Annotated in this window: 19 protein-coding genes and 1 pseudogene; 9 read left to right on the top strand and 11 right to left on the bottom strand. The window is 71.1% G+C overall.

Annotation, left to right across the window (positions count from 1 at the left end; translation table 11 throughout):
- Positions 1-62: 62 nt before the first annotated feature.
- On the bottom strand, positions 63-818 hold the full coding sequence (locus KVY00_RS11740; RefSeq protein ID WP_223043124.1) for a FadR/GntR family transcriptional regulator: 756 nt from the start codon (positions 816-818) through the stop codon (positions 63-65).
- Positions 819-1102: 284 nt separating this feature from the next.
- Here KVY00_RS11740 and KVY00_RS11735 point away from each other — a divergent pair, with 284 nt between their 5' ends.
- The 5 genes from KVY00_RS11735 (at position 1103) to KVY00_RS11715 (ending at position 7743) form a co-directional block, all read left to right on the top strand.
- Positions 1103-2629 carry an ABC transporter substrate-binding protein gene (locus KVY00_RS11735; RefSeq protein ID WP_223043123.1) on the top strand — a complete coding sequence of 509 codons (1527 nt, stop codon included), beginning with the start codon at positions 1103-1105 and terminating at the stop codon, positions 2627-2629.
- 90 nt (positions 2630-2719) lie between these two features.
- Positions 2720-3667, top strand: a complete 948-nt coding sequence (locus KVY00_RS11730) for an ABC transporter permease (RefSeq protein ID WP_223043122.1) — start codon at positions 2720-2722, stop codon at positions 3665-3667.
- Between the two features lie 2 nt (positions 3668-3669).
- Positions 3670-4581 carry an ABC transporter permease gene (locus KVY00_RS11725; protein WP_223043121.1) on the top strand — a complete coding sequence of 304 codons (912 nt, stop codon included), beginning with the start codon at positions 3670-3672 and terminating at the stop codon, positions 4579-4581.
- A complete protein-coding gene (locus KVY00_RS11720) occupies positions 4581-6353 on the top strand; it encodes a dipeptide ABC transporter ATP-binding protein (RefSeq protein ID WP_223043120.1) in 1773 nt (590 codons plus the stop codon). The genes KVY00_RS11725 and KVY00_RS11720 overlap by 1 nt, the downstream gene beginning before the upstream one ends.
- On the top strand, positions 6343-7743 hold the full coding sequence (locus tag KVY00_RS11715; RefSeq protein WP_223043119.1) for an amidase: 1401 nt from the start codon (positions 6343-6345) through the stop codon (positions 7741-7743). The genes KVY00_RS11720 and KVY00_RS11715 overlap by 11 nt, the downstream gene beginning before the upstream one ends.
- A gap of 105 nt (positions 7744-7848) precedes the next feature.
- On the opposite strand, the gene KVY00_RS11710 is transcribed toward KVY00_RS11715, so the two are convergent.
- Positions 7849-8649, bottom strand: coding sequence for an SDR family NAD(P)-dependent oxidoreductase (locus tag KVY00_RS11710; RefSeq protein WP_223043118.1), 801 nt, complete (start codon positions 8647-8649; stop codon positions 7849-7851).
- Complete coding sequence (locus KVY00_RS11705; protein WP_223043117.1) at positions 8646-10145, bottom strand: aldehyde dehydrogenase family protein; 1500 nt, start codon at positions 10143-10145, stop codon at positions 8646-8648. Before KVY00_RS11705 ends, KVY00_RS11710 begins: the two co-directional genes overlap by 4 nt.
- A gap of 194 nt (positions 10146-10339) precedes the next feature.
- On the opposite strand from KVY00_RS11705, the gene KVY00_RS11700 reads away from it, so the two are divergent.
- Positions 10340-11491: a 3-isopropylmalate dehydrogenase gene (locus KVY00_RS11700; RefSeq protein ID WP_223043116.1), complete on the top strand. Its 1152-nt coding sequence runs from the start codon at positions 10340-10342 to the stop codon at positions 11489-11491.
- 316 nt (positions 11492-11807) lie between these two features.
- Here the strand turns inward: KVY00_RS11700 and KVY00_RS11695 are convergent.
- The 4 genes and pseudogenes from KVY00_RS11695 to KVY00_RS11680 form a co-directional block, all read right to left on the bottom strand.
- Positions 11808-12620 (bottom strand): annotated as a pseudogene (locus tag KVY00_RS11695) (pseudouridine synthase); the annotation flags it as partial.
- Positions 12621-12687: 67 nt separating this feature from the next.
- Entirely contained in the window at positions 12688-13362 is a 675-nt protein-coding gene (gene scpB, locus KVY00_RS11690; RefSeq protein ID WP_223043115.1) for an SMC-Scp complex subunit ScpB, read from the bottom strand.
- A 142-nt stretch (positions 13363-13504) separates the two neighbouring features.
- Complete coding sequence (locus KVY00_RS11685) at positions 13505-14563, bottom strand: segregation and condensation protein A (RefSeq protein WP_394358246.1); 1059 nt, start codon at positions 14561-14563, stop codon at positions 13505-13507.
- An 8-nt stretch (positions 14564-14571) separates the two neighbouring features.
- A complete protein-coding gene (locus tag KVY00_RS11680; RefSeq protein WP_223043114.1) occupies positions 14572-15426 on the bottom strand; it encodes a ParA family protein in 855 nt (284 codons plus the stop codon).
- Between the two features lie 306 nt (positions 15427-15732).
- On the opposite strand from KVY00_RS11680, the gene KVY00_RS11675 reads away from it, so the two are divergent.
- Genes KVY00_RS11675 through KVY00_RS11665 form a run of 3 tightly spaced genes read left to right on the top strand, consistent with a single transcriptional unit; the run spans position 15733 to position 18823 of the window.
- The gene (locus KVY00_RS11675; protein ID WP_223043113.1) at positions 15733-16692 is read left to right on the top strand and encodes an alpha/beta hydrolase; all 960 of its coding nucleotides are present in this window, start codon (positions 15733-15735) and stop codon (positions 16690-16692) included.
- Positions 16689-18161, top strand: a complete 1473-nt coding sequence (locus KVY00_RS11670) for an alcohol acetyltransferase (RefSeq protein ID WP_223043112.1) — start codon at positions 16689-16691, stop codon at positions 18159-18161. The genes KVY00_RS11675 and KVY00_RS11670 overlap by 4 nt, the downstream gene beginning before the upstream one ends.
- The gene (locus KVY00_RS11665) at positions 18158-18823 is read left to right on the top strand and encodes a DUF6320 domain-containing protein (protein WP_223043111.1); all 666 of its coding nucleotides are present in this window, start codon (positions 18158-18160) and stop codon (positions 18821-18823) included. Before KVY00_RS11670 ends, KVY00_RS11665 begins: the two co-directional genes overlap by 4 nt.
- 265 nt (positions 18824-19088) lie before the next feature.
- Here the strand turns inward: KVY00_RS11665 and KVY00_RS11660 are convergent, their stop codons facing one another.
- The 4 genes from KVY00_RS11660 to KVY00_RS11645 form a co-directional block, all read right to left on the bottom strand.
- Entirely contained in the window at positions 19089-20210 is a 1122-nt protein-coding gene (locus KVY00_RS11660) for a site-specific tyrosine recombinase XerD (protein ID WP_223043110.1), read from the bottom strand.
- 25 nt (positions 20211-20235) lie between these two features.
- Positions 20236-20922, bottom strand: a complete 687-nt coding sequence (locus KVY00_RS11655; protein WP_223043109.1) for an NUDIX domain-containing protein — start codon at positions 20920-20922, stop codon at positions 20236-20238.
- A 5-nt stretch (positions 20923-20927) separates the two neighbouring features.
- The gene (locus tag KVY00_RS11650; RefSeq protein ID WP_305069210.1) at positions 20928-22622 is read right to left on the bottom strand and encodes a CTP synthase; all 1695 of its coding nucleotides are present in this window, start codon (positions 22620-22622) and stop codon (positions 20928-20930) included.
- 115 nt (positions 22623-22737) lie between these two features.
- Entirely contained in the window at positions 22738-24000 is a 1263-nt protein-coding gene (locus KVY00_RS11645; protein ID WP_223043108.1) for an AI-2E family transporter, read from the bottom strand.
- Between the last annotated feature and the right edge of the window lie 53 nt (positions 24001-24053).

Genomic DNA, 24053 nt, shown 5'->3' with positions numbered 1-24053 from the left:
GCCCCGTCGCCGACGGACCGCGGCAGGCGCGGAGCTGCGCAGGGCGGCTCGGGATCCCGCCCCTATCCCACCAGCAGCGCGAGCGCGGCCTGCTGCTCCGGCTCGAGCAGCGGGCCGAAGCGGTTCGCGACGGCCTTGCGGGCGATGCTGCCCGCCTCGGTCGCGTCGCGTCGCTCGATGGCGTCGAACAGCCCGCGGTCGATGGCGGCCGACTCGAGCTTCACGCGGTTGTCGTGGTGCGCTCCCTCGGCATCGCGGTGCATCACGGAGCGCAGCACCCCCGACACGGCCTCGCCGCTGAGCGCGAAGATGCGGTTGCCGCTCGCCGACCAGATGAGCTTGTGGAAGGCGAGGTCGAGATCGGCGAAGTCGTCGGAGTTCGCCTCCGCGGCCCGCTGCATCCGCTCAACCGCGACGCGCATCTCATCGCGCTGGGCTTCCGAGTGCTGCAGCGCGGCGAGGGCGCTCGCCGTCCCCTCGAGCACGACGCGGTACTGCACGAGTTCCGCGAGGTCGAGCGCGGCCGTGCCGAGCATCGCACGCAACGACCGTCGCAGGGTCTCGGGCGAGGGCGCGAGCACCTGCGGGCCGCCCCGGGTGCCGGGGCGCGATTCGATGAGGCCCATGCTCTGCAGCACCCGCAGCGCCTCGCGCACCGTCGGCCGACTCACGTCGAACTGCACCATCAGTTCCCGCTCGCTCGCGAGCTGGGAACCGACGGGAATCTCGCCCGTGACGATGGCGTGCTCGATCTGCTCCACGATGCGCTGGTAGGTGTGCACCGGGACGGCGGGAGCGAAGCTGTGGGGGGTGGACAACGGCGGGCGCCTCCTAGCGACTCGGTTGTGATCCGACCCGAGGAGCGTCGCCGCGGCGGTGCGGAGCGCTCGACGACGGGCCGAGGTGCCCCCATCTTAGCGGTGCAACAAGTGGCCTTACCATGTATCCTGGTTCGAACCTCGCGGTTCGAGCGCGCTCATCGAGGAAGATGGTCGCGGAGGGGTGCCACCAGCACCGTTCGAACCACCCGGCGGTCCACCCGCGCCGCCGGCGCCCAGAGCGGCCGATGCCCGTCGGCCACCACCCGCAAGAGGAAGCAACGATGCGACGCAAGAACCCACTGATCTTCGCCGCGGCACTCGCCGCGGCCGGCGCCCTCGCGCTCACGGCGTGCTCGGCCGGCTCGGCAGGCTCCGCCGGCTCCGGATCCGGATCCGGCAGCGACAAGACCGACGTCACCGTCGCGCTCACGGGCGCGCCCGTGAACCTCGATTTCACCAAGACGGCCGGCGCGGCGATCCCCCAGGCGCTCATGACGAACGTCTACGAGGGCCTCGTGCGCGTCGACCAGAGCGGTGAGGTCGTGCCGCTCCTCGCCGAAGACTGGGAGGTCAGCGAGGACCGCAAGACCTACACCTTCACGCTGCAAGAGGGCGTCACCTTCTCGAACGGCGACGAGTTCGACGCAGAGGACGTGAAGTTCAGCCTCGAGCGGGTCAAGACCGACTGGACCACCACCCTCAAGGCGAAGATGGACGTCGTCGAGAGCGTCGAGGTGACGAGCCCGACCGAGGTCGCAGTGCACCTGAGCCGCCCCTCGAACGCCTGGCTCTTCGACATGGCGACGCCGGTCGGCGCGATCTTCTCTCCCGACGGCGTGGCCGACCTTGCGAACGCGCCCGTCGGCACCGGCCCCTTCACCGTCGAGTCATGGAAGCAGAACGAGAACATCGTGCTGCAGACCCGCGACGACTATTGGGGCGAGACCCCGAAGGTCGAGCAGGTCACCCTGCAGTACTTCGCCGACGCCACCGCGACCACGAACGCGCTGCGCACCGGCGACGTCGACGCGATCGTCAACCTGCAGGCGCCCGAGCTCGTCGAGACCTTCGAGGGCGACGACCAGTACACCGTGACCGCGGGCACCTCGAGCGGCGAGGTCTCGCTCTCGTTCAACAACCGCGTCGCACCGTTCGACGATGTGCGCGTGCGCCAGGCCGTGCTCTACGCACTCGACCGCCAGGCGATCATCGACACCGCCTGGAACGGCTACGGCTCGCTCGTCGCGACCTACGCGACCCCGACCGACCCCTACTACGTCGACCTCAACGACGAGTACCCCTACGATCCCGAGAAGGCGAAGGAGCTGCTCAAGGAGGCCGGCGCCGAGAACCTCTCGATCACCTACACGGTGCCGACCCGCCCCTACGCGCAAGCCGTCTCCGAGATCGTCGTGTCGCAGCTCAAGGAGGTCGGCATCGACGTCACGATCCAGTCGTCCGAGTTCCCGGCCGTCTGGCTCGACGAGGTGTTCACGAACCACAACTACCAGATGACGACCGTGCTCGCGGTCGAGGCGCGCGACCTGCTGACGGTCTTCAACAACCCCGACTACTACATCGGCTACGACAACTTGAAGATCGCGCCCATCGCCGCGGCGGCCGACGAGGCCGACGAGCAGGGCTACATCTCGGGCATGCAGGACGTGCAGAAGCAGATCGTCGCCGACGCTGCGTCGGGCGTGCTGTTCCTCTTCCCGAACATCGTCATCACCCAGGCGGACCTCGAGGGTATGCCGGAGAACTCCATCGTGGAGTCGCTGGACCTCACCGGCCTCTCCTGGAAGTGACCCGCTGACGGGGTGGTCGCGCGAGCGGCCGCCCCGTCGTCCCCGATCCCGCCGCGCCCGGCCGCGGCACCGCTCATTCAGAGGACCAGCATGGCCATCCGGATACTCATCAACCTCGCGCGGTTCGCGGTGACGTTCCTCGTCGCGACCGTCGTCGTCTTCCTGTTCATGCGCCTCGTCCCCGGCGACCCGGCGCAGGTGGCCCTGGGCGTGAACGCGAGCCCCGAGCTGCTCGAGCAGACCCGGCGCGAGTTCGGCACCGACCGCCCCCTCATCGTGCAGTACTTCGACTGGGTCGGGGGCCTCCTCACCGGCGACTTCGGCATCTCGTACGTCACCCGCCAGGACATCAGCCCGCTCGTGATCGACCGCCTGCAGGTGAGCCTCATCCTGGTGCTCACCGCGATGGCCGTGGCGCTGCTCGCCGCCATCCCCCTCGGCACCATCGCCGCGGTGCGGCACCGCAACGCCTCCGGCATCCTCATCGGCGCGGCCTCCCAGCTCGGCGTCGCCGTCCCCGGCTTCCTCGCCGGCATCCTGCTCGTGCTCGTCTTCGCGGTCGGGCTCGGCTGGCTGCCCTCCGGCGGCTGGACGCCTCCGGCCGAGGATCCCGGCGACTTCGTGCGACGCCTGATCCTGCCGGTGCTCGCCCTCGCCTCGGTGCAGGGCGCGATCCTCACCCGCTATGTGCGCTCGGCCGTGCTCGAGATCATGAGCGAGGACTACCTCCGCACCGCCCGCTCGAAGGGCCTGAGCCCCACGAAGGCGCTGCTCAAGCACGGCATGCGCAACGCCGCGATCCCCGTCATCACGGTGACGGGCGTGCAGATCGCCGCGCTCATCATCGGCGCGGTCGTGATCGAGCGCGTCTTCGTGATCCCCGGCCTCGGCTCGATGCTGCTCGACGCCGTCGGCAATCGGGATCTCCTGACGGTCCAGTCCGTCGTGATGGTGCTCGTCGCCATCACCCTCATCCTGAACCTCGTCATCGACATCGTCTACACGATCGTCGACCCGCGGATGCGAAAGAGCGCCTGACCATGGATACGAAGCACATTCCGACGCCCCCGTCGCAGGCCCCGCGCACGACCGCGCTCGCGGCCCCGACCCCGCCCCGCTCCCGACGCGCCCGCGGGCGCCTCTCCCCCACGCTCATCGCCGGCCTCATCCTCGTCGGCCTCGTGGTCGTCGCCGCTCTCGTGTCGTTCGTCTGGACCCCCTACGACCCCGTGCAGGTGAACGCTCCCGACCGTCTCCAGGGTCCGAGCGCGGAGCACTTCCTCGGCACCGACAAGTACGGCCGCGACCTCTTCTCCGGCATGCTCGTCGGCGCCCGCATCACGCTCTTCGTGGGCGTCATCTCGGTCGGGATCGCGCTGCTCGTCGGCACGCCGCTCGGCATCCTGGCCGGCATCCGCGGCGGCTGGATCGAGGAGGTCGTGATGCGCGCCTCCGACATCGCGCTCGCCTTCCCGGCCCTGCTGCTCGCGATCATGTTCGCTGCCGTGTTCGGCGCCTCGACGCTCACGGCGATGGTCGCGATCGGCATCTCGACGATCCCGGCATTCGCGCGGGTCGCGCGGTCCGGCACCCTCCAGGTGATGAACACCGAGTACGTGCTCGCGGCGCGGGCCGCCAGCCAGTCGCGGTTCCGGATCGCACTGCGGCACGTGCTGCCGAACATCATCGGCATCGTCGTCGTGCAGTGCTCGGTCTCCTTCGCGCTCGCCGTGCTCGCGGAGGCCGGCCTGAGCTTCCTGGGCCTCGGCACGCCACCGCCCACCCCCTCCTGGGGCCGGATGCTGCAGGAGTCGCAGCAGTTCCTCGGCACCCACCCCCTGCTCGCGATCGTGCCCGGCGTCGCCATCGCGATCGCCGTGATGGGATTCAACCTGCTCGGCGACGGCCTGCGCGATCGATTCGACCCGAAGCTGAACGGGAGCCGCAGCTGATGACCACCGCAACGAAGACGCTGCTCTCGGTCGAGAGCCTGAACGTCCGCACGCCCCACCGCACGCTCGTGCACGACTTCTCGCTGCACATGGCGCACGGCGAGCGGATCGGCCTCATCGGCGAGTCGGGATCCGGCAAGTCGATGACCACGACCGCCCTGCTCGGCCTACTGCCGAACGGAGTCACCGCTGACGGCACGGTGCGCCTCGACGGCCACGCCGGCAACCTGCTCGAAGCCCCCGAGTCGGAGCTCATGCGGATCCGCGGCCGCGACATGGCGATGGTGTTCCAGGAGCCGCTGACGGCGCTCAACCCGCTCATGCGCGCAGGTGACCAGGTCGCGGAGATCATGCTGCAGCACCGGCTCGCGCCTTCGAAGACGGAGGCGCGGCGCCGCGCCGTCGAGATGCTCGATGCGGTCAAGCTGCCCGATCCCGCGCAGGCGGCTCGGGCCTACCCGCACCAGCTGTCGGGCGGCCAGCGGCAGCGCGTCATGCTCGCCATGGCGCTCGCCAACGATCCGGCGCTGCTGCTCTGCGACGAGCCGACCACGGCGCTCGACGTTACCGTGCAGCGACAGGTGCTCGACCTCATCCTCGAGCTCGTGCGCGAGCGCGGCACGGGCCTGCTCTTCATCACCCACGACCTCGCGGTCGTCGCGAACATGTGCACGCGCGTGCTCGTGATGAACCAGGGCACGGTGGTCGAGGAGGGTCCGACCGAGGAGATCTTTACGCATCCGCAGCACCCCTACACGCGCGGCCTGCTCGCGGCCTCCGACCTCGAGGCGACGGACGCCGACGGGCGGCTCTTCACTGTCGCGAGCGCGCAGGACTACGTGCCGCCGACGGTCGATGGGGAGGAGCCCGCGGTCGGCGAGGGCGCGGGATCGGCGGAGGCGTCAGAAGGGGCCGGATCCGCGGTGCCGCCGACCAGCCCGGCACCCGCGAGCCCCGCCGCCGAACCCGTCATGCGCGTCACCGACCTCGTGCGCACCTACACGCGCGGCCGCACGCGCCTGTTCGAGCCGGCGCCACAGGTGCAGGCGCTCAAGGGTATCTCCTTCGAGGTGCCGCGCGGCGGCCGCCTCGGCGTCGTCGGCGAGTCCGGTTCGGGCAAGTCGACGCTGCTGCGCATCCTCGCGGGCCTCGACCAGCCGACTTCCGGCAGCGCCGTCGTGGCCGGCAACGAGGTCGCGGGCGCGCGGGAGCCTCAGCTGCGCCAGTTGCGGCAGCAGCTCCAGATCGTGTTCCAGGATCCGATGGGGTCCCTCGATCCCCGCATGACCGTCGAGCAGATCATCGCCGAGCCGCTGCTCGTACCCGGCCGCCGCGAGACCGCCGCCGAGCGCTCACGCATGGTCGCCGAGATGCTCGAGGCAGTCGGCCTCCCAGCTTCTTCGGCGGAGCGGTACCCGCACCAGTTCTCGGGCGGTCAGCGCCAGCGCATCTCGATCGCCCGGGCCCTGATCTGCCGCCCCGAGGTGGTCGTGGCCGACGAGCCCGTCAGCGCCCTCGACGTGTCGGTGCGCGCGCAGGTGCTCAACCTGCTCGCCGACCTCGTCGACGAGTACGGGCTCACCCTCGTCTTCGTCTCCCACGACCTGAACGTCGTGCGCCACCTCTGCGACTCCGTGATCGTGATGCAGTCGGGCGAGATCGTCGAGGCGGGCGACACGGAGACCGTCTACCGCGACCCGCAGCACCCGTACACCCGACGGCTCATCGAATCGTCCCTCACCCTGCGTCAGGAGCTCGCACATGCCTCATAATGACCTCTCCGCCCTCGACGCCGCCACCCTCGCTGAGCGCTACGCCGACGGCAGCCTCACCCCGAGCGAGGTCGCCGAGAGCGTGCTCGCCCGCATCGCGGAGCGGGAGCCCGAGCTGAACGCGCTCTACCTGCACGATCCCGAGGAGGTGCGCGCCGACGCCGCCGCGTCGACCGCGCGCTGGGCCGCGGGCGAGCCGCTCAGCCCGTTCGACGGCGTGCCCGCGACGGTCAAGGAGAACATCGCGCGCGCGGGGCGGCCGAAGCCCTCGGGCACGGCGCTGCCGAATCCGCCGGTCGCCGCTGCCAACGCGCCCACCACCGACCGCCTGCTCGAGGCGGGCGTCGTCATCGTCGGCTCGACGACGATGCCCGACTGGGGCATGCTCTCCTCCGGTGTCTCGAGCCTGCACGGGATCACCCGCAACGGCATCGACCCGTCGCTCACCTCCGGCGGCTCGAGCGCGGGGGCGGGCACCGCCGCGGCGGCCGGCTACGGCCCCTTCCACATCGGCACCGACATCGGCGGCTCGATCCGCCTGCCCGGCACCTGGCAGGGCGTCGCGGCGCTCAAGCCGAGCGAGGGCCTGATCCCGCTCGACGTGCCATACACGGGGCGCGCGGCCGGCCCGATGACCCGCACCGTCGCCGACGCGATCCGCCTCATGTCGATCGTCGCTCGGCCCGACGAGCGCGATTACCTCACCCGCCCCTACCCGCCGATGGAGTGGTCGCTCGAGCCGCTCGAGCCGGCGGGCCTCCAGGTCGCACTGCAGCTCGACGCGGGCTCGGGCCTGGCCGTCGAGCCGGAGACGCGCGCGTTCATCGAGGCCGCGGCCGAGCGCTTCGCCGCCGCGGGCGCGATCGTCGAGCCGCTCGCCCCGTTCGTGCCGGCCGAGGTGCTCGACGGGCTCGTCGATTTCTGGCGCAGCCGCTCCTACGCCGACCTCGAGGCGCTGAGCAAGGCCGACCGCGCGCTGGTGCTGCCCTTCATCGTGGAGTGGTGCTCGGCCGGCGCCGACTTCTCCGCCGCGCAGACGGTGCGCAACCGGGGCTGCGCAGACGAGATGGCGCGCCTCACCCGCGCCGCCACAGCGCCCTACGACCTCGTGCTCTCCCCGGTCTCCCCCGTCGCGGCCTTCGCCGCCGAGGACCCGATGCCCATCACCGACCCGCTGCAGACGATGGGGCACATCTCCTTCACTGTGCCCTACAACATGTCGGGGCAGCCGGCCGTGTCGGTCGGCGCGGGCATCCAGGCCGACGGCCGCACCGTCGGCCTGCAGATCGCCGGTCCCATCGGCTCCGACGACCGACTGCTGCGCGTCGCGCACTGGTTCGAGACGGTGCGCGGCGCCGACGCCGAGGTCGACTGGTCGAAGATCCGCTAAGACGGCCGCGACCGACCCGCTCGCAGCAACACGGAGTCTCGAAGTGCTGCTTCTCTTCCCCGAGTAGCAGCACTTCGGGACTCCGCTTTTATCTGGTCCGCGCCGCTAGGCAGTCGGCGGGGTGAAGCGACCGTCGATGGCGGTCCAGCCGCCGTCGACCATCAGCGTCGAGCCCGTGACGAAGCTGGAGGCGTCCGAGGCGAGGTAGACGACCGCTCCGGCCAGCTCGTCGGGGCGCGACCAGCGGCCGAGTGCGCTCTTCGTGGCGTAGGCGCGGTCCCAGGCCTCGTCCTGCTTGATCTGCGCTGTCAGCGGCGTCTCCACGATCCCCGGGGCGACGACGTTCACCCGCACCCCCCGCGCGCCGAACTCGGCCGCGGCGGTCTTCGCGAGCTGCACCAGCCCGGCCTTGGTGGCGGCGTAGACGCCCTGTCCGGGCTCCACGACGTGGGCGCGGATCGACGCGAAGCCCACGATGGAGCCGCCGCCGTTCGCCGCGAAAGCCTTGCCGAAGTGCCGGATCAGCTGGAACGACGAACGCAGATTGAGGTTCACGACGCGGTCGTACTCCTCCATCGTGTAGTCCTCCATACGCTTGCGCACGTTCATCGCGGCCGTGAACACGAGCACCGAAGCATCGCCGAAGCGCGCGGCCGCGGCCTCCACCTCGGCATCGTCCAGCACGTCGAGGCGGTACGCCTCCGCCTCGCCGCCGCGCTCCGCGATCGCGGCGACGGTGGCCTGCGCCGCGTCGAGTGAGAGGTCGGCGATGACCAGGCGCGCACCGTGGGCGGCGAGCGCCAGGGCGGCCTCGCGCCCGATACCGCCGGCGCCCACCACGACGGCGGTGCGGCCGTCGAGCCGGAAGAGCTGGGCGTAGTCGGGGGATGCCTGGACGGCGTTCATGCGGTGACCTTTCGGGGTGCGGGGCGGATCATGGCCATGCGGGTGACGGTGAACTCCTCGATGGCGTAACGGGGGCCCTCGCGGCCGATGCCGGAGTCCTTGACGCCGCCGTAGGGCATGATGTCGGAGCGGAAGCCCGGGATCTCGTTCACGACGACGCCGCCGACCTCGAGGCGCTCGACCGCGGCGAAGGCGCTCTCGAGCGAGGCCGTGTAGATCGCGGCCTGCAGCCCGTAGCGGGACTCGTTGACCAGGTCGACCGCCGCGTCGACCGAGTCGACGACGGTGAGGCAGACGACCGGGCCGAAGATCTCCTCGCGCCAGACCTCCGCGTCGTGCGGCACGTCGCCGAGCACGATCGGCGGCACGAGGGATGCGCCCGAGGCCTCTGCACCGGGAGCGGGGAGTTCGGCCGGGCTGAGCAGTTCCGCACCCGCGTCGAGCGCGCGCTCGACGGTACCGCGGATCCGCTCCGCCGACGCCGCGTTGATGACGGGTGCCACGTTCGTCTCGATGTCGCGCGGGTCGCCCACGACGAGCTCGGCCATTCGGGCGACGAGCCGCGCGGTGAAGGCCTCGGCGATGGGGCGTTCGAGCACCACGCGTTGCACCGAGATGCAGGCCTGACCGTTCGCGTAGAAGCCGCCGCGCAGCACGGCGTCAACCGCGGCCTCGACGTCGGCGTCGGCCGCGACGATGAAGCCGGTGTTGGATCCGAGCTCGAGCAGCGTCTTGCGGGGGGCCGCCTGACCGGCGATGAGGTGTCCGATCTTCGCTGATCCCGTGAAGGAGACGACCTGGGCGCGGGGATCCCGCACAAGCGTCTCGCCCACCTCGGGGTCGCCGTTCACGAGCTGCACCGCGGCGCCCGTGACGCCGTGCTCGGCGAGCACCTCGCGCACGATCGCGACGAGCTCGATCGTGGCGAGCGGCGTGTTGGGGGCTGGCTTGACGATGACGGGGCAGCCGGCAGCGATCGCCGGGGCGAGCTTGTGGGTCGCGAGCAGCACCGGGTAGTTGAAGCCGGCGATCCCGACGACGACGCCCGCGGGCTTGCGGGTGTAGTAGCCGATCATGCCGCGGCCGAGCTCCTGCAGGTCGAGGGGAACCGTCTCGCCGTGCACGTGCGACACCTCCTCGGCCGTGGCCTGCAGGGTGACGATCGTGCGGCTCACCTCGGTGCGGCAGTCGACGCGGGGCTTGCCGGTCTCGAGCACGAGCAGGTCCTCGAAGCGCTGCGCGTCGGCCCGCAGCCGGTCGTGCACCGCGAGGAGGATCGACTTGCGCTGCGCCGTGGTGAGCGCCGCCACCTCGGGCCGGGCGGCCTCGGCCGCGTCCAGCGCGTCGTGGGAATCGGAGGCGCGGCTCACGGGGGCCCGGCCCACGAGGCTGCCGTCGTAGGGGAAAACGACGTCGGCGGAGTCGGGGAGCTCGCGCCAGTCGGCGCCGATGGGGAGGGCTCCCGCGGGGGCGAGCCGTGCGGGCGTTGCGTGCATGGGCTGGATCCTTGCTGCCGGGTTGCTGATATCCCGCGCGACTCGGCCGCGGCGTCGCGGCCGCCGTGCGCACGGAGAGCGGGTCGGATCACTCGCCAGGAGTGGTCTTACCAGTTAATATAGTTCAAGATCTGCGACGCAACAACGCCCGCCGCGCGGCCGCGTCGCCCTCGCACTCCACGGAAGGATCCTCGATGACGCGCTCCCCCCAGACCACCGCGCACCGGATCGCGGTGCTACCCGGCGACGGCATCGGTCCCGAGGTCGTCGGCTGCGCGCTCGAGGTGCTCGACGCGGCCGAGGCCCGCTACGGCTTCCGCACCGAGCGCCGCGAGTATTCGGCCGGCGCGAACCACTACCTCGAGACCGGCGAGCTCTTCGCCGCGCTCGAGGATGAGCTGCGCGGAGCCGACGCGATCCTCTTCGGCTCCATGGGCGACCCGCGCGTCACCCCCGGCATCCTCGAGCGCGGCTTCATCCTCGAGATGCGCCAGCGCTTCCAGCAGGCCGCCAACGTGCGCCCCGTGCGCCTCTACCCCGGGGTGCCCACCCCCATCGCCGGTCTCACGCCCGAGCGCTGCGAGCTCGTGATCGTGCGCGAGAACACCGAGGGCGCCTACGTCGGCCGCGGCTCGACCGTGCACGCCGGCACCCCGAACGCGGTCGCGATGCAGGAGTCGCTGAACACCCGCCCCGGCATCGAGCGCGTCGTCGACTTCGCCTTCCGCCTCGCGGCCGCTCGCCGCAAGCGCCTCACGCTCTGCCACAAGACCAACATCCTCGTGGCGGCCGGGCAGCTCTGGCAGGAGGTCGTCGCCGACGTCGCCACCCGCTACCCCGAGGTCGAGACCGACTACGTGCACGTGGACGCTATGTGCTTCCACCTCCCGCTCGCGCCCGAACGCTTCGACGTCGTCGTCACCGACAACCTCTTCGGCGACATCATCACCGACCTCGGGGCCGTCATCCAGGGAGGGCTCGGCGTCGCGACGAGCGCGAACCTCAACCTCGACGGCTCCGCGCCCAGCATGTTCGAGGCCATCCACGGCTCCGCGCCCGACATCGCCGGCACGGGCTGGGCGAACCCGTCGGGCGCGATCCTGTCTCTCGCGCTCATGCTCGGCCACCTCGGCGAGGCCGACGCGGCGCGAGCGGTCGAGGCCGCGACAGTCGAGGTGCTGGCCTCGCTGCCGGAGCTCTCGGGGCCGGGCATGGGCGCGACGACGTCCGAACTCGGATCGCGCATCGCCGCGATCGTGCGCGACGGGGCCGCGGATCCCGCACTCGTGCCCCTCTCGCTCCTCGGCACGCTCGCGAGCCTCGAGCCGAGCCGCCCCGGCGCGTAGCCAGGGCAGGACGGGGCGGGGCAGGACGGGGCGGCACCGCGGCGCGTCAGCGCGAGGGCCGCTTGCGCCGGCCGTGCGGGTTGCCCCGAGCCGCAATCCCGCGCATGCCCCTGGCGCCCTTCCCGTCGCCGGGTCGGCCCGCACTGATGGCACCGCCGCGACGCTGCTTGCCCGCACCCTTCGCGCCGTTCGTCTCCGCGGCGCCCGAGCCGTCCTTCGCAGCCTTCGCTCCCTGGCCGCCCTTACCGCCTTTGCCGCCCTTGGCACCCTTGGCACCCGGCTTGCCGCGCGATCCCGAGCGCCGCGAGGAATCCGATCCGCCCCCAGAGCCCCCGTCCTCGACCGCCGACAGCAGCGCCCCGCGCTCGGCGGCGGACAGCTCGCGCATCTCCCCGACGCGCAGCGTACCGAGGTGCAGCGGGCCGAACTGCCGCCTCACCAGCTCCTCGACCGGGTGTCCGACCTCGGCCAGCATGCGGCGCACGATGCGGTTGCGGCCCGAGTGCAGCGTCACCTCGACGAGGGAGTGCGAGCGGGTCGAGCCGTCGGGCAGCAGCCTCGCGCGATCGGCGCGGATCGGCCCGTCTGCCAGATCCACGCCGTCTTGCAGGCGCTGGATCACGGCGGCCGTCACGCGCCCGCGCACCTTCGCGATGTAGGTCTTCTGCACGCCGAAGCTCGGGTGGGCGAGGCGGTGCGCGAGGTCCCCGTCGTTCGTCAGGATGAGCAGCCCGCTCGTGTCGGTGTCGAGGCGGCCGACGTTGTAGAGGCGGTCGTCGACGCGATCCGCGAACTCACGCAGATCGGGGCGTCCGTTCTCGTCGCGCATGGTCGAGACCACGCCCCGCGGCTTGTTGAGCACGAAGTAGCGCTTCGACACGTCGAGCTGCACGACCACGCCGTCGACGCGCACGGCGTCGTGCTCGGGGTCGATCCGGCTGCCCAGCTCGCGCTGCACCTCGCCGTTCACCGTCACCCGCCCGCTCGTGATGAGCGTCTCGCAGGCGCGACGCGACGCGACGCCCGCGTGGGCGAGGGCCTTCTGCAGGCGCACCCGTCCGTCGTCCTCGGCTGCACCCGCCCGGCCGCCCGGCTGCGAGGTGGGCCGATCCCACCCCCACTCGGCCATGTCGATCTCGACGGCCTGACCATCGACCTCGAAGCTGCCCCCGGGGCCCGCGCCGCCGGCTTCGCTGTCAGAGCGACTCATGCTCAAATCCTTCCGATGGGTCGTCGAGCAGCGGCGCGATGGGCGGCAGCTCTGAGATGTCTTCGATGCCGAGGTGCCGGAGCAGCGCCTCGGTCGTGCCGTAGAGGGTGGCTGTGGTCTCGGGATCCTGCCCGACCTCGGTGATGAGCCCGCGCGCGAGCAGCGTACGCACCACCGAGTCGACGTTGACCGCGCGGATCGAGGCGATCGCACCCCGCGAGATCGGCTGGCGGTAGGCGACCACCGCGAGTGTCTCGAGCGCCGCCTGCGAGAGCTTCGCGGGGGTCTGCTGCTGCACGAAATCGGCGACGACGGGATCGAGGCTCTCGCGCACGTAGAAGCGGTAGCCGCCCGCGACCTCGCGCAGCTCGAAGCCGCGCTGGGATTGGATTCGGGATCCGGATCCTTCCTCTGCCGTGCCGTCGTACTCCGCGACCAGGCCCGCGAGCGCGGCGCGCACCTCGCGCAGCGGCCGATCCGTCGCCGTGGCGAGCGTCACCACGCTCAACGGCTCGTCGGCGACGATCAGCAGCGCCTCGAGCTGCTGCGCCAGCGTGTGCTGCTCGCGGGCGCGGGCGAGCGCGGAATCGGCCTCGGTCTCCGCTTTCGCTCCCGCCTCGGGCTCCGTATCAGTCGCCGCAGCCGCCTCCGTCTCAGCCACCGCAGCCGCCTCAGCCACCGCAGACGAAATCGGGGTCGCTTCGGATGCTTTCGGCGGCTCCGAAATCGCACTTTGCGACCCCGATTCGGCCGCCGTGCCAGAATCCGGCTGCGGGGCAACCGCGCCGTCCATCACATCCTGCTCAGTCATAATCGTTCCCCAGCGTAGAGAGTTCTTCGTCCGACCAGTGCTCGCCGGTCCACTGCACGCGCAGTTCCCCCAGCGGCTCGGCCTGCTCGAATGACACGGCGGCGCGCCGATACAGCTCGAGGATCGCGAGGAAGCGAGCCACGATCACCCCGCGCTCGTTCACCGCGTCGACGCCCGCCACGAGCTCCCGGAACGACCTCGAGCCGCCCCGCCCGTCGGCCGGGCGCAGCATCGACACCACCAGCGCGGCCTGCTCCCTGATCGACACGAGCGGCGCGTGCAGATGGTCGAGCCCGACCGTCGGGATCTCGCGCGGTGCGAACGCGAGCGTCGCGATCGCCGCGAAGTCGGCCGCCGACAGCGACCAGGCGAATTCGGGCGTGCGCTCTCGGTACTTGGCGTCGAGCGGAACGAGGCGCGGATGCCGGGCGCTCTCGGCGTCGAACCGCCCCTGGAACCAGGCGCTCGCCTGCTTGAACGCCCGATACTGCAGCAGCCGGGCGAAGAGCAGGTCGCGCGCTTCGAGCAGCGCGATGTCCTCGGCGTCCACCGCCTCGCCCTGCGGTAGCAGGCTCGCGATCTTCATGTCGAGCAGCGTCGCCGCCACCACCAGGAACTCCGAGGCGCGATCCAGCTCGATCAGCCCCTGGCCCTCGAGCGATGCGAGGTACGCGATGAACTCGTCGGTGACGAGGCTGAGCGAGACCTCAGTGATGTCGAGCTCGTGCTTGCCGATCAGGTTCAGCAGCAGATCGAAGGGGCCGTCGAACACCTCGAGAGTGACGCGGAAGGCGCCGTCGTCGTCTGCGGGATCGGCGGCTGCGGCGGCTGCGGCATCGTCGGCGCCGGCGGCGGCTGAGGCCACGGCGGCGCCGGCATCAGCGGCTGCAGGACCGGCGGCAGGATCGGCGACCGCGGCGTCGGCAGGGCCGGCAGCTGCGCCGGTAGGACCGGCAGGATCGGCAGCGGTACCGGCGACCGCACCGGCTGCGGTTTCAGCCGAATCGTCGGACGCCTCGCGTTCTCCGGGTTCGCCTGCAAGCGCGATCATGACGGCGTTCAGGCGACGGCGCCCCGCTGCACGAGCTCGCGGGCGAGTTTGAGGTAGGCCTCGGAGGCGGCGTTCGAGGGCGCGTAGTCGAGGATCGGCTTCGCCGCGATCTGCGCATCGGGCAGCTTGACGGTGCGCCCGATCACGGTGTCGAAGACCTTGTCTCCGAAGGTGTCGACCACGCGCTCGAGCACCTCCCGCGCGTGCAGCGTGCGCGCGTCGTACATGGTGGCGAGGATGCCGTCGAGCTCGAGAGCCGGGTTGAGGCGATCCTTCACCTTCTCGATGGTCTCGACCAGCAGGGCGACCCCGCGCAGCGCGAAGTACTCGCAGGCGAGCGGGATCAGCACGCCATGACTCGCGGTGAGCGCGTTGACGGTGAGCAGACCCAGCGAGGGCTGGCAGTCGACGAGGATCACGTCGTAGTCGCCCGCGACCTTGCGCAGCACGCCGGCGAGGATCTGCTCGCGCGCCACCTCCGTCACGAGGTGCACCTCGGCTGCCGAGAGGTCGATGTTGGCGGGGATCACGTCGAGGCCGGGGGTCTCAGTGACCTGAATGGCCGCCTGCGGATCCTTCTCCTTGCCGAGCATGAGGTCGTAGATGGTGGGCACGTCGTGCGCGGGCACGCCGAGGCCCGCGGAGAGCGCGCCCTGCGGGTCGAAGTCGACGGCGAGCACCCGGCGGCCGTAGCGCGCGAGCGCAGCCGCGAGGTTGATGGTGCTGGTGGTCTTGCCCACCCCGCCCTTCTGGTTGCACATCGCGATGATGCGCGCAGGCCCGTGCCGTTCGAGCTTGGGCGGCGGCGGGATGATGCGCTCGGGTCGGCCGGTCGGGCCCAACTCGAACAGAGTGTCTGCCATACCCGGCCCCTCTCTCGTGTCGCTCGCTAACGCCCCATCCTATCGCGCCCGATGTGTGGTCGAGGATCCCGCGGATCCCGCTCCAGCAGCACCGATCTGCCGAGATGCACATCAAAACCACGAGTTCGGTGTGTTCCGGGGCAGATCGGTGCGCGAAGGGGACGGGCAGGCGCACGGCCGCGGGCCGGGCGCACGGGCAGCCGGGCGCACAGGCAGCCGGCCGGCCGGGCAGGCCGGGTGCAGCGACAGGAAGCCTCTCTATGCTGGGGGCATGCACCGCTCATCTCCCGACGCCGCCGGCATCCCGTGAACCGGCTGTTCCGGGCGGCGCTGAGCCTGTTCGCCGCCCCGCGCCTCAATATGCGGGAGGACTACGAGAAGGTGCGCCGCCGCCAGCGCCGACTCGCCGCGCTTCCGGTCCCCCGGTACCAGGCATCGGACTGGCGGATCGGCCCGGACGGCGCGAGCCACCGGGTGCCGGTTCGCACCTTCCAGCCGAAGGAGCGCCTGCGCGATGACGTGCTCGTGTTCTTCCACGGCGGCGGCTGGGTCACGGGGGATATCGAGAGCTACACCCCGGCGTGCGCAACGATGGCGGACCTCACGGGCTGCACCGTGCTGTCGGTCGACTACCGGCTCGCGCCCGAGCACCCCTTCCCGGCGGGCCTGGAGGACTGCTACGACGTCGCCCGGCTGCTGCTGGAGGACCCGCAGCGGGCGGGTGCCGACAGCGCCGACCGCATCGTGCTGGTGGGCGACTCGGCCGGGGGCAATCTCGCCGCGGTCGTCTCGCTGCTGCTGCGGGATCGCGGCCGGCACGGAGCGAGTCGCCAGATCCTGCTCTATCCGGTGACCCACTGGGATCATGACCCGGCCTCCTCCCCCTTCGCCTCGGTGCGCAATCACGGCGAGGACTACCGGCTCACGAACGCCGAGGTGCAGGACTACTTCGAACTCTACGTGCCCGATCCCGAGCGCCGCCGCGACCGCCTCGTGGCTCCGCTCATGTCGGAGGACCTCTCCGCGCAGCCGCGCACGCTGGTGATCACGGCCGAGCTCGACCTGCTGCGCGACGAGGGCGAGGCCTACGGCCGCGCGCTCGAGGCCGCGGGCAACGCGGTTCGGCTGCACCGCGTCGACGGAGCGCTGCACGGATTCATCGCTCTGCCCCGCTTCTCCCGGTCGCTCCGGGAGGCGTACGAGGTGATCAACGCCTTCCTCGACGGCGACGCCGAGGAGAGCTCCGTTCACCAGGGCATGCCATGACCCGCCGAGCCTGGGTGCGGCTCGACAACGCGTCCAACATCTTCCTCGCGGCCCGCAGCGATGCGGATCCGAAGGTGTTCCGCCTGAGCGCCGAGGTCGACCACGACGTGGACCCGGCCCTGCTGCAGCAGGCCCTCGACACCACGTACGAGCGGTACCCGCTCTACCACGCGGTGCTGCGACGCGGGGTCTTCTGGTACTACCTGCAGGACAGCGATCTGCGCCCGACCGTCACGGAGGACGAGCAGCACACGTGCGCGCCCATCTACCAGGCCGACCGGTTGAACCTGCTGTTCCGCGTGATGCACCACCGTCGGCGCGTCATCCTCGAGATCTTCCACGCTCTGTCCGACGGCACCGGGGCGCTGTGGTTCCTCTCCGACCTCCTGGCCGCCTACACCCGACTGCGGGATCCCGAGCACCCGCCCGAGGGAGATGCTGCCGGTGAGGCGCACGCCGATCCTCCCAGCTCCGAAGAACGCCTCGACCCCTCTCGAGCGGACGCCGCCCCGCGGCCGGGTGACGACGCGGCCGGCCCGGTGCACGAGCTGACCGCCGACAGCTTCGCCCACTACTTCCGCCGCCGGCGGGGCGCGGAGGCGCCCGCTGCCGGATCCGCGTTCAGCCGCGCGGCGACGCCGGCCGCGCTCACCGTGGCCGAGAGCGCGCCGCCCGCCCCCGAAGCGCGCTGGAGCATTCGCAGCCTGCGGCGCCGGCCGGGCGAACAGGTGCACCGGGTGAGGGGAACGCGCACCCCTGACAACCGCACGCGAGCGGTCGAACTCACCGCCCCGGCCCAGGAGGTGCTCGCACTCGCGCGCGCCGAGGGAGTCGCCCTCACCATGTATCTGACCGCACTGTTCTTCGAAGCCGTGCGCTCCTCCTCGGGCGGACTCGGCAGAGCGCGCACCATCGCGGCGTCGGTGCCGGTGAATCTGCGCCAGTTCTACCCGTCGACGTCGGCGCGGAACTTCTTCGCGACCGTGCGCGTCGCGCACACCTACGGCGAGGGCGCCGACGATCTCGGCTCGATCTGCAGGCGGTTGGAGGCGCAGTTCCGCCCGAAGGCGAGCCCCGAGGCGCTGGGGCGGAAGCTGCGAAGGTTCATCCGGTTCGAGCGGATGATCGGGTTGAGGATCGTGCCGAGGCCCCTCAAGGACGTGCTCCTGGGCCTGATCAACTGGGCCAACAACCGGGGGCTGAGCGTCGCGGTCTCGAATCTGGGCCGCGTGACCCTCCCGGAGCCCGCGGAATCGCGCGTGGGCCGCATGCTGTTCCACGTCTCCGCGGTGCGACCGCAGTTCTGCGCCATCTCTCACGCGGGGCTGCTCACGATCACCTTCACCTCGCCGTTCACGGAGACCGACCACATCCGGGAGTTCGCGCGACTCCTCACCTCGCGCGGGATCGACGTCACCGTCGCCGCAGCCCGGGTGACCGAGGCGGAACTCGCGGAGGAGGAGCTATGAGACGCTGCCTCGAGTGCGCTCTCGACATCGAGGGAGCCTGGACCCGCTGCCCGCTCTGCGAGGGGCCCGTCTCCGGCGAGGCGACCCCGAGCCCGCTGCCGGCCGTACCGCTCGAGTTCTCCCGGCGCAGGGTGCTGCGGGTGCTATTCCTCGCGTCGCTCGCGGTGATCCTCGCATCGTTCGTCGTGCAACTGCTGTTCAGCAGGGACCTCGACGGCATCGGCGCGCTCCGCTCCGTGTGGCTGGGGGTGATCGCGATGTGGCTCGTGGTGCTGATGGCGGTGCGCAAGCGGCGCAACGTCGCCAAGGGGACGGTGTATCTCGTAGTCCTGGTCGGCCTGGTCTGCGTGTACTGGGACTACCTCACCGGCTGGCGCGGGTGGTCGCTCACGTATGCGGTGCCGATCGTCTGCGCGTGTTCGATCGTCGCCCTGCTCATCACGGTGCGGGTGATGCGCATCGAGGTCGGCGAGCACATCGTCTACAGCGGCCTGGCCGTGCTGCTGGGTATTGCGCCCATCGGTTTCCTGGTCTTCGGCTGGGTGACGACACCGCTGCCGTCGGCGATCTGCGGCGCCCTCAGCCTCGTGGTGCTGGGACTCCTGCAGCACGCCCGGAGCGCCGAGGTGCGGCACGAGCTGGCGAAGCGCCTGCACCTGTAGGCGCGGGGCTCCGCCTGCCGCGCGACTGACCCGTCTCCACCCTGCGCCCGATCCGAGCCTTTCCCTCACCCGCGCCGAGATACGGATTTTGCAGCTCTGATCGCGCCCGAACGTGCGAACTCCGTATCTCGGCAGGGTCGGGTCCGGATCCTTCACCCCCTTCGACAGGCTCAGGGAGCCGCTATTTCGCACGCGGGTGCGCGATGCGACAGAGCAACGCGCCAGCGTTGATCCGCATCGCGAAAACGGCGCACACGGCGCCGAATCAGCCCTGTACCCGCGCACGCGGGTGCGACATCAGGTAGTGCTCGCGCAGCGTGTCGGCGGTCACCTGGGTGTAGATCTGCGTGGTGGTCACCGAGGCGTGCCCGAGCATCTCCTGCACGGTGCGCACGTCGGCGCCGCCCGCGAGCAGGTGCGTCGCGAAGGAGTGGCGCAGGGTGTGCGGCGACACCTCGGTAGTGATCCCGGCGCGTTCCGCCGCGGCGCGGATCACGAGCCAGGCGCTCTGACGCGAGAGCCGTGCGCCGCGCGGTCCGACGAAGAGCGCGGGCGTGCCGCTGCCACGCGCCACCATCGCGGGCCGGGCGCGCACGAGGTAGGCGGCGAGCGCGCGCCCCGCGTAGCTGCCGTAGGGCACGATCCGCTGCTTCGATCCCTTGCCGGTCACCCGCAGGAACCCGCCCTCGCCGAGCGCGTACTCCGGGTCCTCCCACGCGTCGCCGCGGCCCGGCACCGCGAGCAGGTCGTCGAGGTCGAGCGCGGTCACCTCGCTCACGCGGGCGCCGCTCGCGTAGAGCAGTTCGAGCAGCGCGCGATCCCGCAGCGCGACGGGCTGATCGGCGGCCGCGTCCTCACCGCCACCGGCTGCTGCGAGCAGCGCCTCGACCTCCTCGACGGGCAGCGCCTTGGGCAGGCGGAGCGCCGGCTTCGGCGTACGCACACCGCTGCCAGCGTGGGTCTCGAGCAGCCCCTCCTCGAACAGGAAGCGGTGCATGCCGCGCACGGTCGACAGCCGGCGGGTGATCGAGGCGGGCGCGAGCCGGGTCGGGGGTGGGGAGGAGGGGGCGGATCCGGATCCCGTCGTCCCCGATCCCGATCCCGCGCCGCCCGCCGTCCCAGCCGCCGCACCCGCCGTCCCAGCCGCCGCACCCGGCGATGAAGCACCTGGCGCTGCACCGGCGCCGCCCCCGTTCAGCTCCGCTACGTACTCCGAGAGCGTGTCGGGGGTGACGTGCCCGAGGTCGGAGATGCCGCGCGCCTCCAGCCAGGCGGCGTAGGCGTCGAGGTCTCTCCGGTACGCCGCGAGGCTGTTCGCCGAGAGCCCGCGCTCGAGCGTGACGTGCCGCAGGTAGCGCTCGGCCCCCTGCTGCGCGGTGAGCCCCATCAGCGCATGCCTCCCCGTGCCCCGCCTACTTCGACCGGGTGCCCCGCGCGGCCTCGCGGGCGACCCAGGGCAGTTCGGGATCGCGCAGTGTCGACCAGCCGCGCCCCCGGGAGGCCGCCGCGGCGAGCACACCGCTCACGGTGACCGCGTTCTGCACCCGCCCCGCGAGCACGGCCTCGACGACCTCGTCGAGCGGCACCCAGCGCGGCACCAGCTCCGCTTCCTCTTCACCGCGCACGTAGTCGTGCTCGGCCGGGGACAGGTCGCGGGCGAGGAAGATGCGCATCGCCTCGCTGGTGCCGCCCGGCGACAGGAACAGGTCGAGCAGCAGGTCCCAGCGCGAGGCCTGCAGGTCGGCCTCCTCGGCGAGTTCGCGCTGCGCCGCGAGCAGCCCGGACTCCCCCGGCGCGTCCATGAGGCCCGCGGGGATCTCCCAGTCGCGATGCGCGATGGCGTGCCGGTACTGCTGGATCAGCAGCACCCGGTCGTCGGCGTCGAGCGCGACGACCGCGACGGCGCCCGTGTGGTCGAGGTACTCGCGGGTGAGCACGTCGCCCCCGAACTCGAAGCGATCGCGGCGCACGTCCCAGACCCGCCCGCGCACGAGCAGCTCGCTGTCGAGCACAGGCACCTCGGCGAGCTGGTCGACCAGCGGCGCCCCGCCCTCGTGGTCTCGCGGGCCGCCCGGCACCGCGGCGTCCTCGCCGGCCATGACCTCTACTCGCCCTCTTCGACCTCGAACAGCTGCGCCGCGTCGCGACGCTGGATCGCGGCGCCGACGAGCCCCGCGAAGAGCGGATGCGGCTTGCCCGGGCGCGACTTCAGCTCGGGGTGCGCCTGCGTGGCGATGTAGAAGGGGTGAGCGGTGCGGGGCAGTTCGACGTACTCGACGAGCGCGCCGTCGGGGCTCGTGCCCGAGAACGAGAGGCCCGACTCGGCGATCTGATCGCGGTAGCGGTTGCTCACCTCGTAGCGGTGGCGGTGGCGCTCGGTGGCGGTGGGCGCCCCGTAGAGCTCGGCCGCGAGGGATCCCTCGGCCAGCGCCGCCTCGTAGAGGCCGAGACGCATCGTGCCGCCGAGATCGCCGCCGTCGATGATGTCGACCTGCTCGGCCATGGTCGCGATGACGGGAACCGAGGTGTCGGGGTCGAACTCGGTCGACGAGGCGCCCTCGAGGCCGGTGACGTTGCGGGCGTACTCGATCACCATGCACTGCAGGCCGAGGCACAGGCCGAGCGTGGGGATGCCGTTCTCGCGTGCGAAGCGCAGCGCGCCGAGCTTGCCCTCGATGCCGCGGATGCCGAAGCCGCCGGGCACGCAGATGCCGTCGACGTCGCCGAGCGCCTCGAGCGCACCCTCGGGGGTCTCGCACGTGTCGGAGGGCACCCACTTGAGGTTGACCTTCGTCGAGTGCGCGAAGCCGCCTGCACGCAGCGCCTCGGTCACCGACAGGTAGGCGTCGGGTAGGTCGATGTACTTGCCGACGAGCGCGAGCGTGACCTCGCCCTTCGGGTGGTGCACGGCGTCGAGCACGGGCTGCCACCCGGCCCAGTCGACCTCGCCGGCGCGCTCGTCGAGGCCGAGGTGCTCGACGATGGTCTGGTCGAGGCCCTGGTCGTTGAGCAGGCGGGGCAGGTCGTAGATGCTGGGCACGTCGACGGCGTTGACCACCGCGTCCTCGTCGACGTCGCACATGAGGGCGATCTTGCGCAGGTTGTCGTCGGTGACGGGGCGGTCGCTGCGCAGCACGAGGGCATCGGGCTGGACGCCAATCGAGCGCAGCGCCGCGACGGAGTGCTGGGTCGGCTTGGTCTTCTGCTCGCCCGAGGCGCCCATGAAGGGTACGAGCGAGACGTGCACGAAGAACACGTTGTTGCGGCCGAGCTCGTGGCGCACCTGGCGGGCCGACTCGAGGAACGGCTGCGACTCGATGTCACCCACGGTGCCGCCGACCTCGGTGATGATCACATCGGGGCGCGGATCCTCCTCGGCCTGGAGGCGCATGCGGCGCTTGATCTCGTTGGTGATGTGCGGGATCACCTGCACCGTGTCGCCGAGGTACTCGCCGCGGCGCTCCTTGGCGATCACGGTCGAGTAGATCTGCCCCGTGGTGACGTTCGCGGCCTGCGACAGGTTGATGCCGAGGAAGCGCTCGTAGTGCCCGATGTCGAGGTCGGTCTCAGCGCCGTCGTCGGTCACGAAGACCTCGCCGTGCTGGAAGGGGTTCATGGTGCCGGGATCGACGTTGAGATACGGATCCAGCTTCTGCATGACCACGTGCAGCCCGCGCGCGGTGAGGAGGTTACCGAGACTCGCGGCGGTCAGCCCCTTACCGAGAGAGGAGACGACACCCCCGGTCACGAAGATGTGCTTGGTAATGCCGGTCTGTTCCGTGCGCTGCTCTGTTCCCACGGGCTTCGATCCTATCAGTTGATCCGCCCCGGAGACAGTGGCGGGGTTTCGAGGTCTGCTGTCGATGCGAGCGGAGGCACTCGCCGGGAGCCGGCTCGCGCTGCCGCAGCGCGGCTCAGCGCATCTCCTGGCGCGGCATCCACACCTGTTTGATGATCATCAGCACCATCGCGGTCACGGGGATCGAGATGAGAGCGCCGAGCAGGCCCAGCAGCGTGCCGCCGGCGAGAGCGCCGATGACCACGAGCGAGCCCGGCACCGACACCACGCGGTTCATGATGCGGGGCGTGAGCACGTACGACTCGATCTGCATGTAGATGAGGTAGTACGCGGCCGCGATGATCGCGGTCATCGGCGAGTCGAAGAGCGCCACGATCGAGACGAGTACCGTGGCCAGCACCGATCCGATCAGCGGGATGAGCGCGAGGAAGAACACGCCCACCGCGACGAGGCCCGCGAACGGCACGCCCACGATCGTCATCATGACGAAGCCCAGCACCGCGTTCGTGAAGGCGAGCACCACCATGCCGTTTACGTATCCGCCCACCGACTTCGTGACCTGCTCGGTGATGTCGATCACCTTCGCGCGGCCCGAACGGGGCACGAGGGAGTAGAACGCCCGCTTCACGCTGCGCAGGGACGACAGGAAGTAGAGGGTGAGGATCAGCACGATCAGTCCGGCGGTGAGCCCGTTGGCGATGCCGATGCCGGCCTGCCACACGCCGCCGGCCATCTGAGCGAGGTTCTCGGGGTCGCCGATGAAGTCCTGCCCCATTCTGAGCAGACCGTCGAAGTCGATGAACTCGCCGAACCGCGTGTTGATGTCCTTGAACCACGGCTGGTTGTTCAGGTCGTGCACGAGAGCGGGCGCGCTGCGCACGAGCAGAGTGATCTGGTTCGCGATCATCGGGATGATGATGGCGAGCAGACCCCCGATCACGAGCACGAACCCGCCGAACACCACGCCGATGCCGAGCGGTCGCTTGATCCCGTGCCGTTCGAGCGCACGCACCACCGGGTCGAGGCCGAGCGCGATGAAGAGCGCCGCGGCGACATACATGATGATCGTGCTCAGCTGGCCGATGATGGAGCCGACCAGCAACGCGACGAGCACGCCGAGGGTCACGGTGAAGCCGAGCTGGAACGGCGCGCGCAGCACGAACTCGCGCGTCGAGGACTTCGCGCGCTCCTCGCGGGCGTCGAGCGCCGCCTCGCGCGCGTCGCGGTACATCTCGCGGGTCTCGGCGTCGAGCTGCTCGAGATCGGCGTGCACGACCTCGGGGTGCGAATCGAGGTAGGCGGCCTTCGCGGCCGCGTTGTCGCTGAGCGTCGGTTTCGCCGTACCGCCGCCCAGGCGGCGACCGAAGATCTTCACCATGTGTGGAGCGTAGCACCTACCGCCGACGCTCCTCGCACCGAGGTGCTCCGCCG

This window comes from Leucobacter tenebrionis (assembly GCF_019884725.1).
In the GTDB taxonomy this organism is placed as follows: domain Bacteria; phylum Actinomycetota; class Actinomycetes; order Actinomycetales; family Microbacteriaceae; genus Leucobacter; species Leucobacter tenebrionis.
The sequence above is the reverse complement of the archived record's forward strand: the minus strand, read 5'-3'. Positions and strand labels throughout refer to the sequence as shown.

Coding starts and splice junctions, on each gene's coding strand:
- KVY00_RS11735 (WP_223043123.1), top strand. CDS start 1,103: ATGCGACGCAAGAACCCACTGATCTTCGCCGCGGCACTCGCCGCGGCC.
- KVY00_RS11730 (WP_223043122.1), top strand. CDS start 2,720: ATGGCCATCCGGATACTCATCAACCTCGCGCGGTTCGCGGTGACGTTC.
- KVY00_RS11725 (WP_223043121.1), top strand. CDS start 3,670: ATGGATACGAAGCACATTCCGACGCCCCCGTCGCAGGCCCCGCGCACG.
- KVY00_RS11720 (WP_223043120.1), top strand. CDS start 4,581: ATGACCACCGCAACGAAGACGCTGCTCTCGGTCGAGAGCCTGAACGTC.
- KVY00_RS11715 (WP_223043119.1), top strand. CDS start 6,343: ATGCCTCATAATGACCTCTCCGCCCTCGACGCCGCCACCCTCGCTGAG.
- KVY00_RS11710 (WP_223043118.1), bottom strand. CDS start 8,649: ATGAACGCCGTCCAGGCATCCCCCGACTACGCCCAGCTCTTCCGGCTC.
- KVY00_RS11705 (WP_223043117.1), bottom strand. CDS start 10,145: ATGCACGCAACGCCCGCACGGCTCGCCCCCGCGGGAGCCCTCCCCATC.
- KVY00_RS11700 (WP_223043116.1), top strand. CDS start 10,340: ATGACGCGCTCCCCCCAGACCACCGCGCACCGGATCGCGGTGCTACCC.
- KVY00_RS11685 (WP_394358246.1), bottom strand. CDS start 14,563: ATGATCGCGCTTGCAGGCGAACCCGGAGAACGCGAGGCGTCCGACGAT.
- KVY00_RS11680 (WP_223043114.1), bottom strand. CDS start 15,426: ATGGCAGACACTCTGTTCGAGTTGGGCCCGACCGGCCGACCCGAGCGC.
- KVY00_RS11670 (WP_223043112.1), top strand. CDS start 16,689: ATGACCCGCCGAGCCTGGGTGCGGCTCGACAACGCGTCCAACATCTTC.
- KVY00_RS11665 (WP_223043111.1), top strand. CDS start 18,158: ATGAGACGCTGCCTCGAGTGCGCTCTCGACATCGAGGGAGCCTGGACC.
- KVY00_RS11660 (WP_223043110.1), bottom strand. CDS start 20,210: ATGGGGCTCACCGCGCAGCAGGGGGCCGAGCGCTACCTGCGGCACGTC.
- KVY00_RS11655 (WP_223043109.1), bottom strand. CDS start 20,922: ATGGCCGGCGAGGACGCCGCGGTGCCGGGCGGCCCGCGAGACCACGAG.
- KVY00_RS11645 (WP_223043108.1), bottom strand. CDS start 24,000: ATGGTGAAGATCTTCGGTCGCCGCCTGGGCGGCGGTACGGCGAAACCG.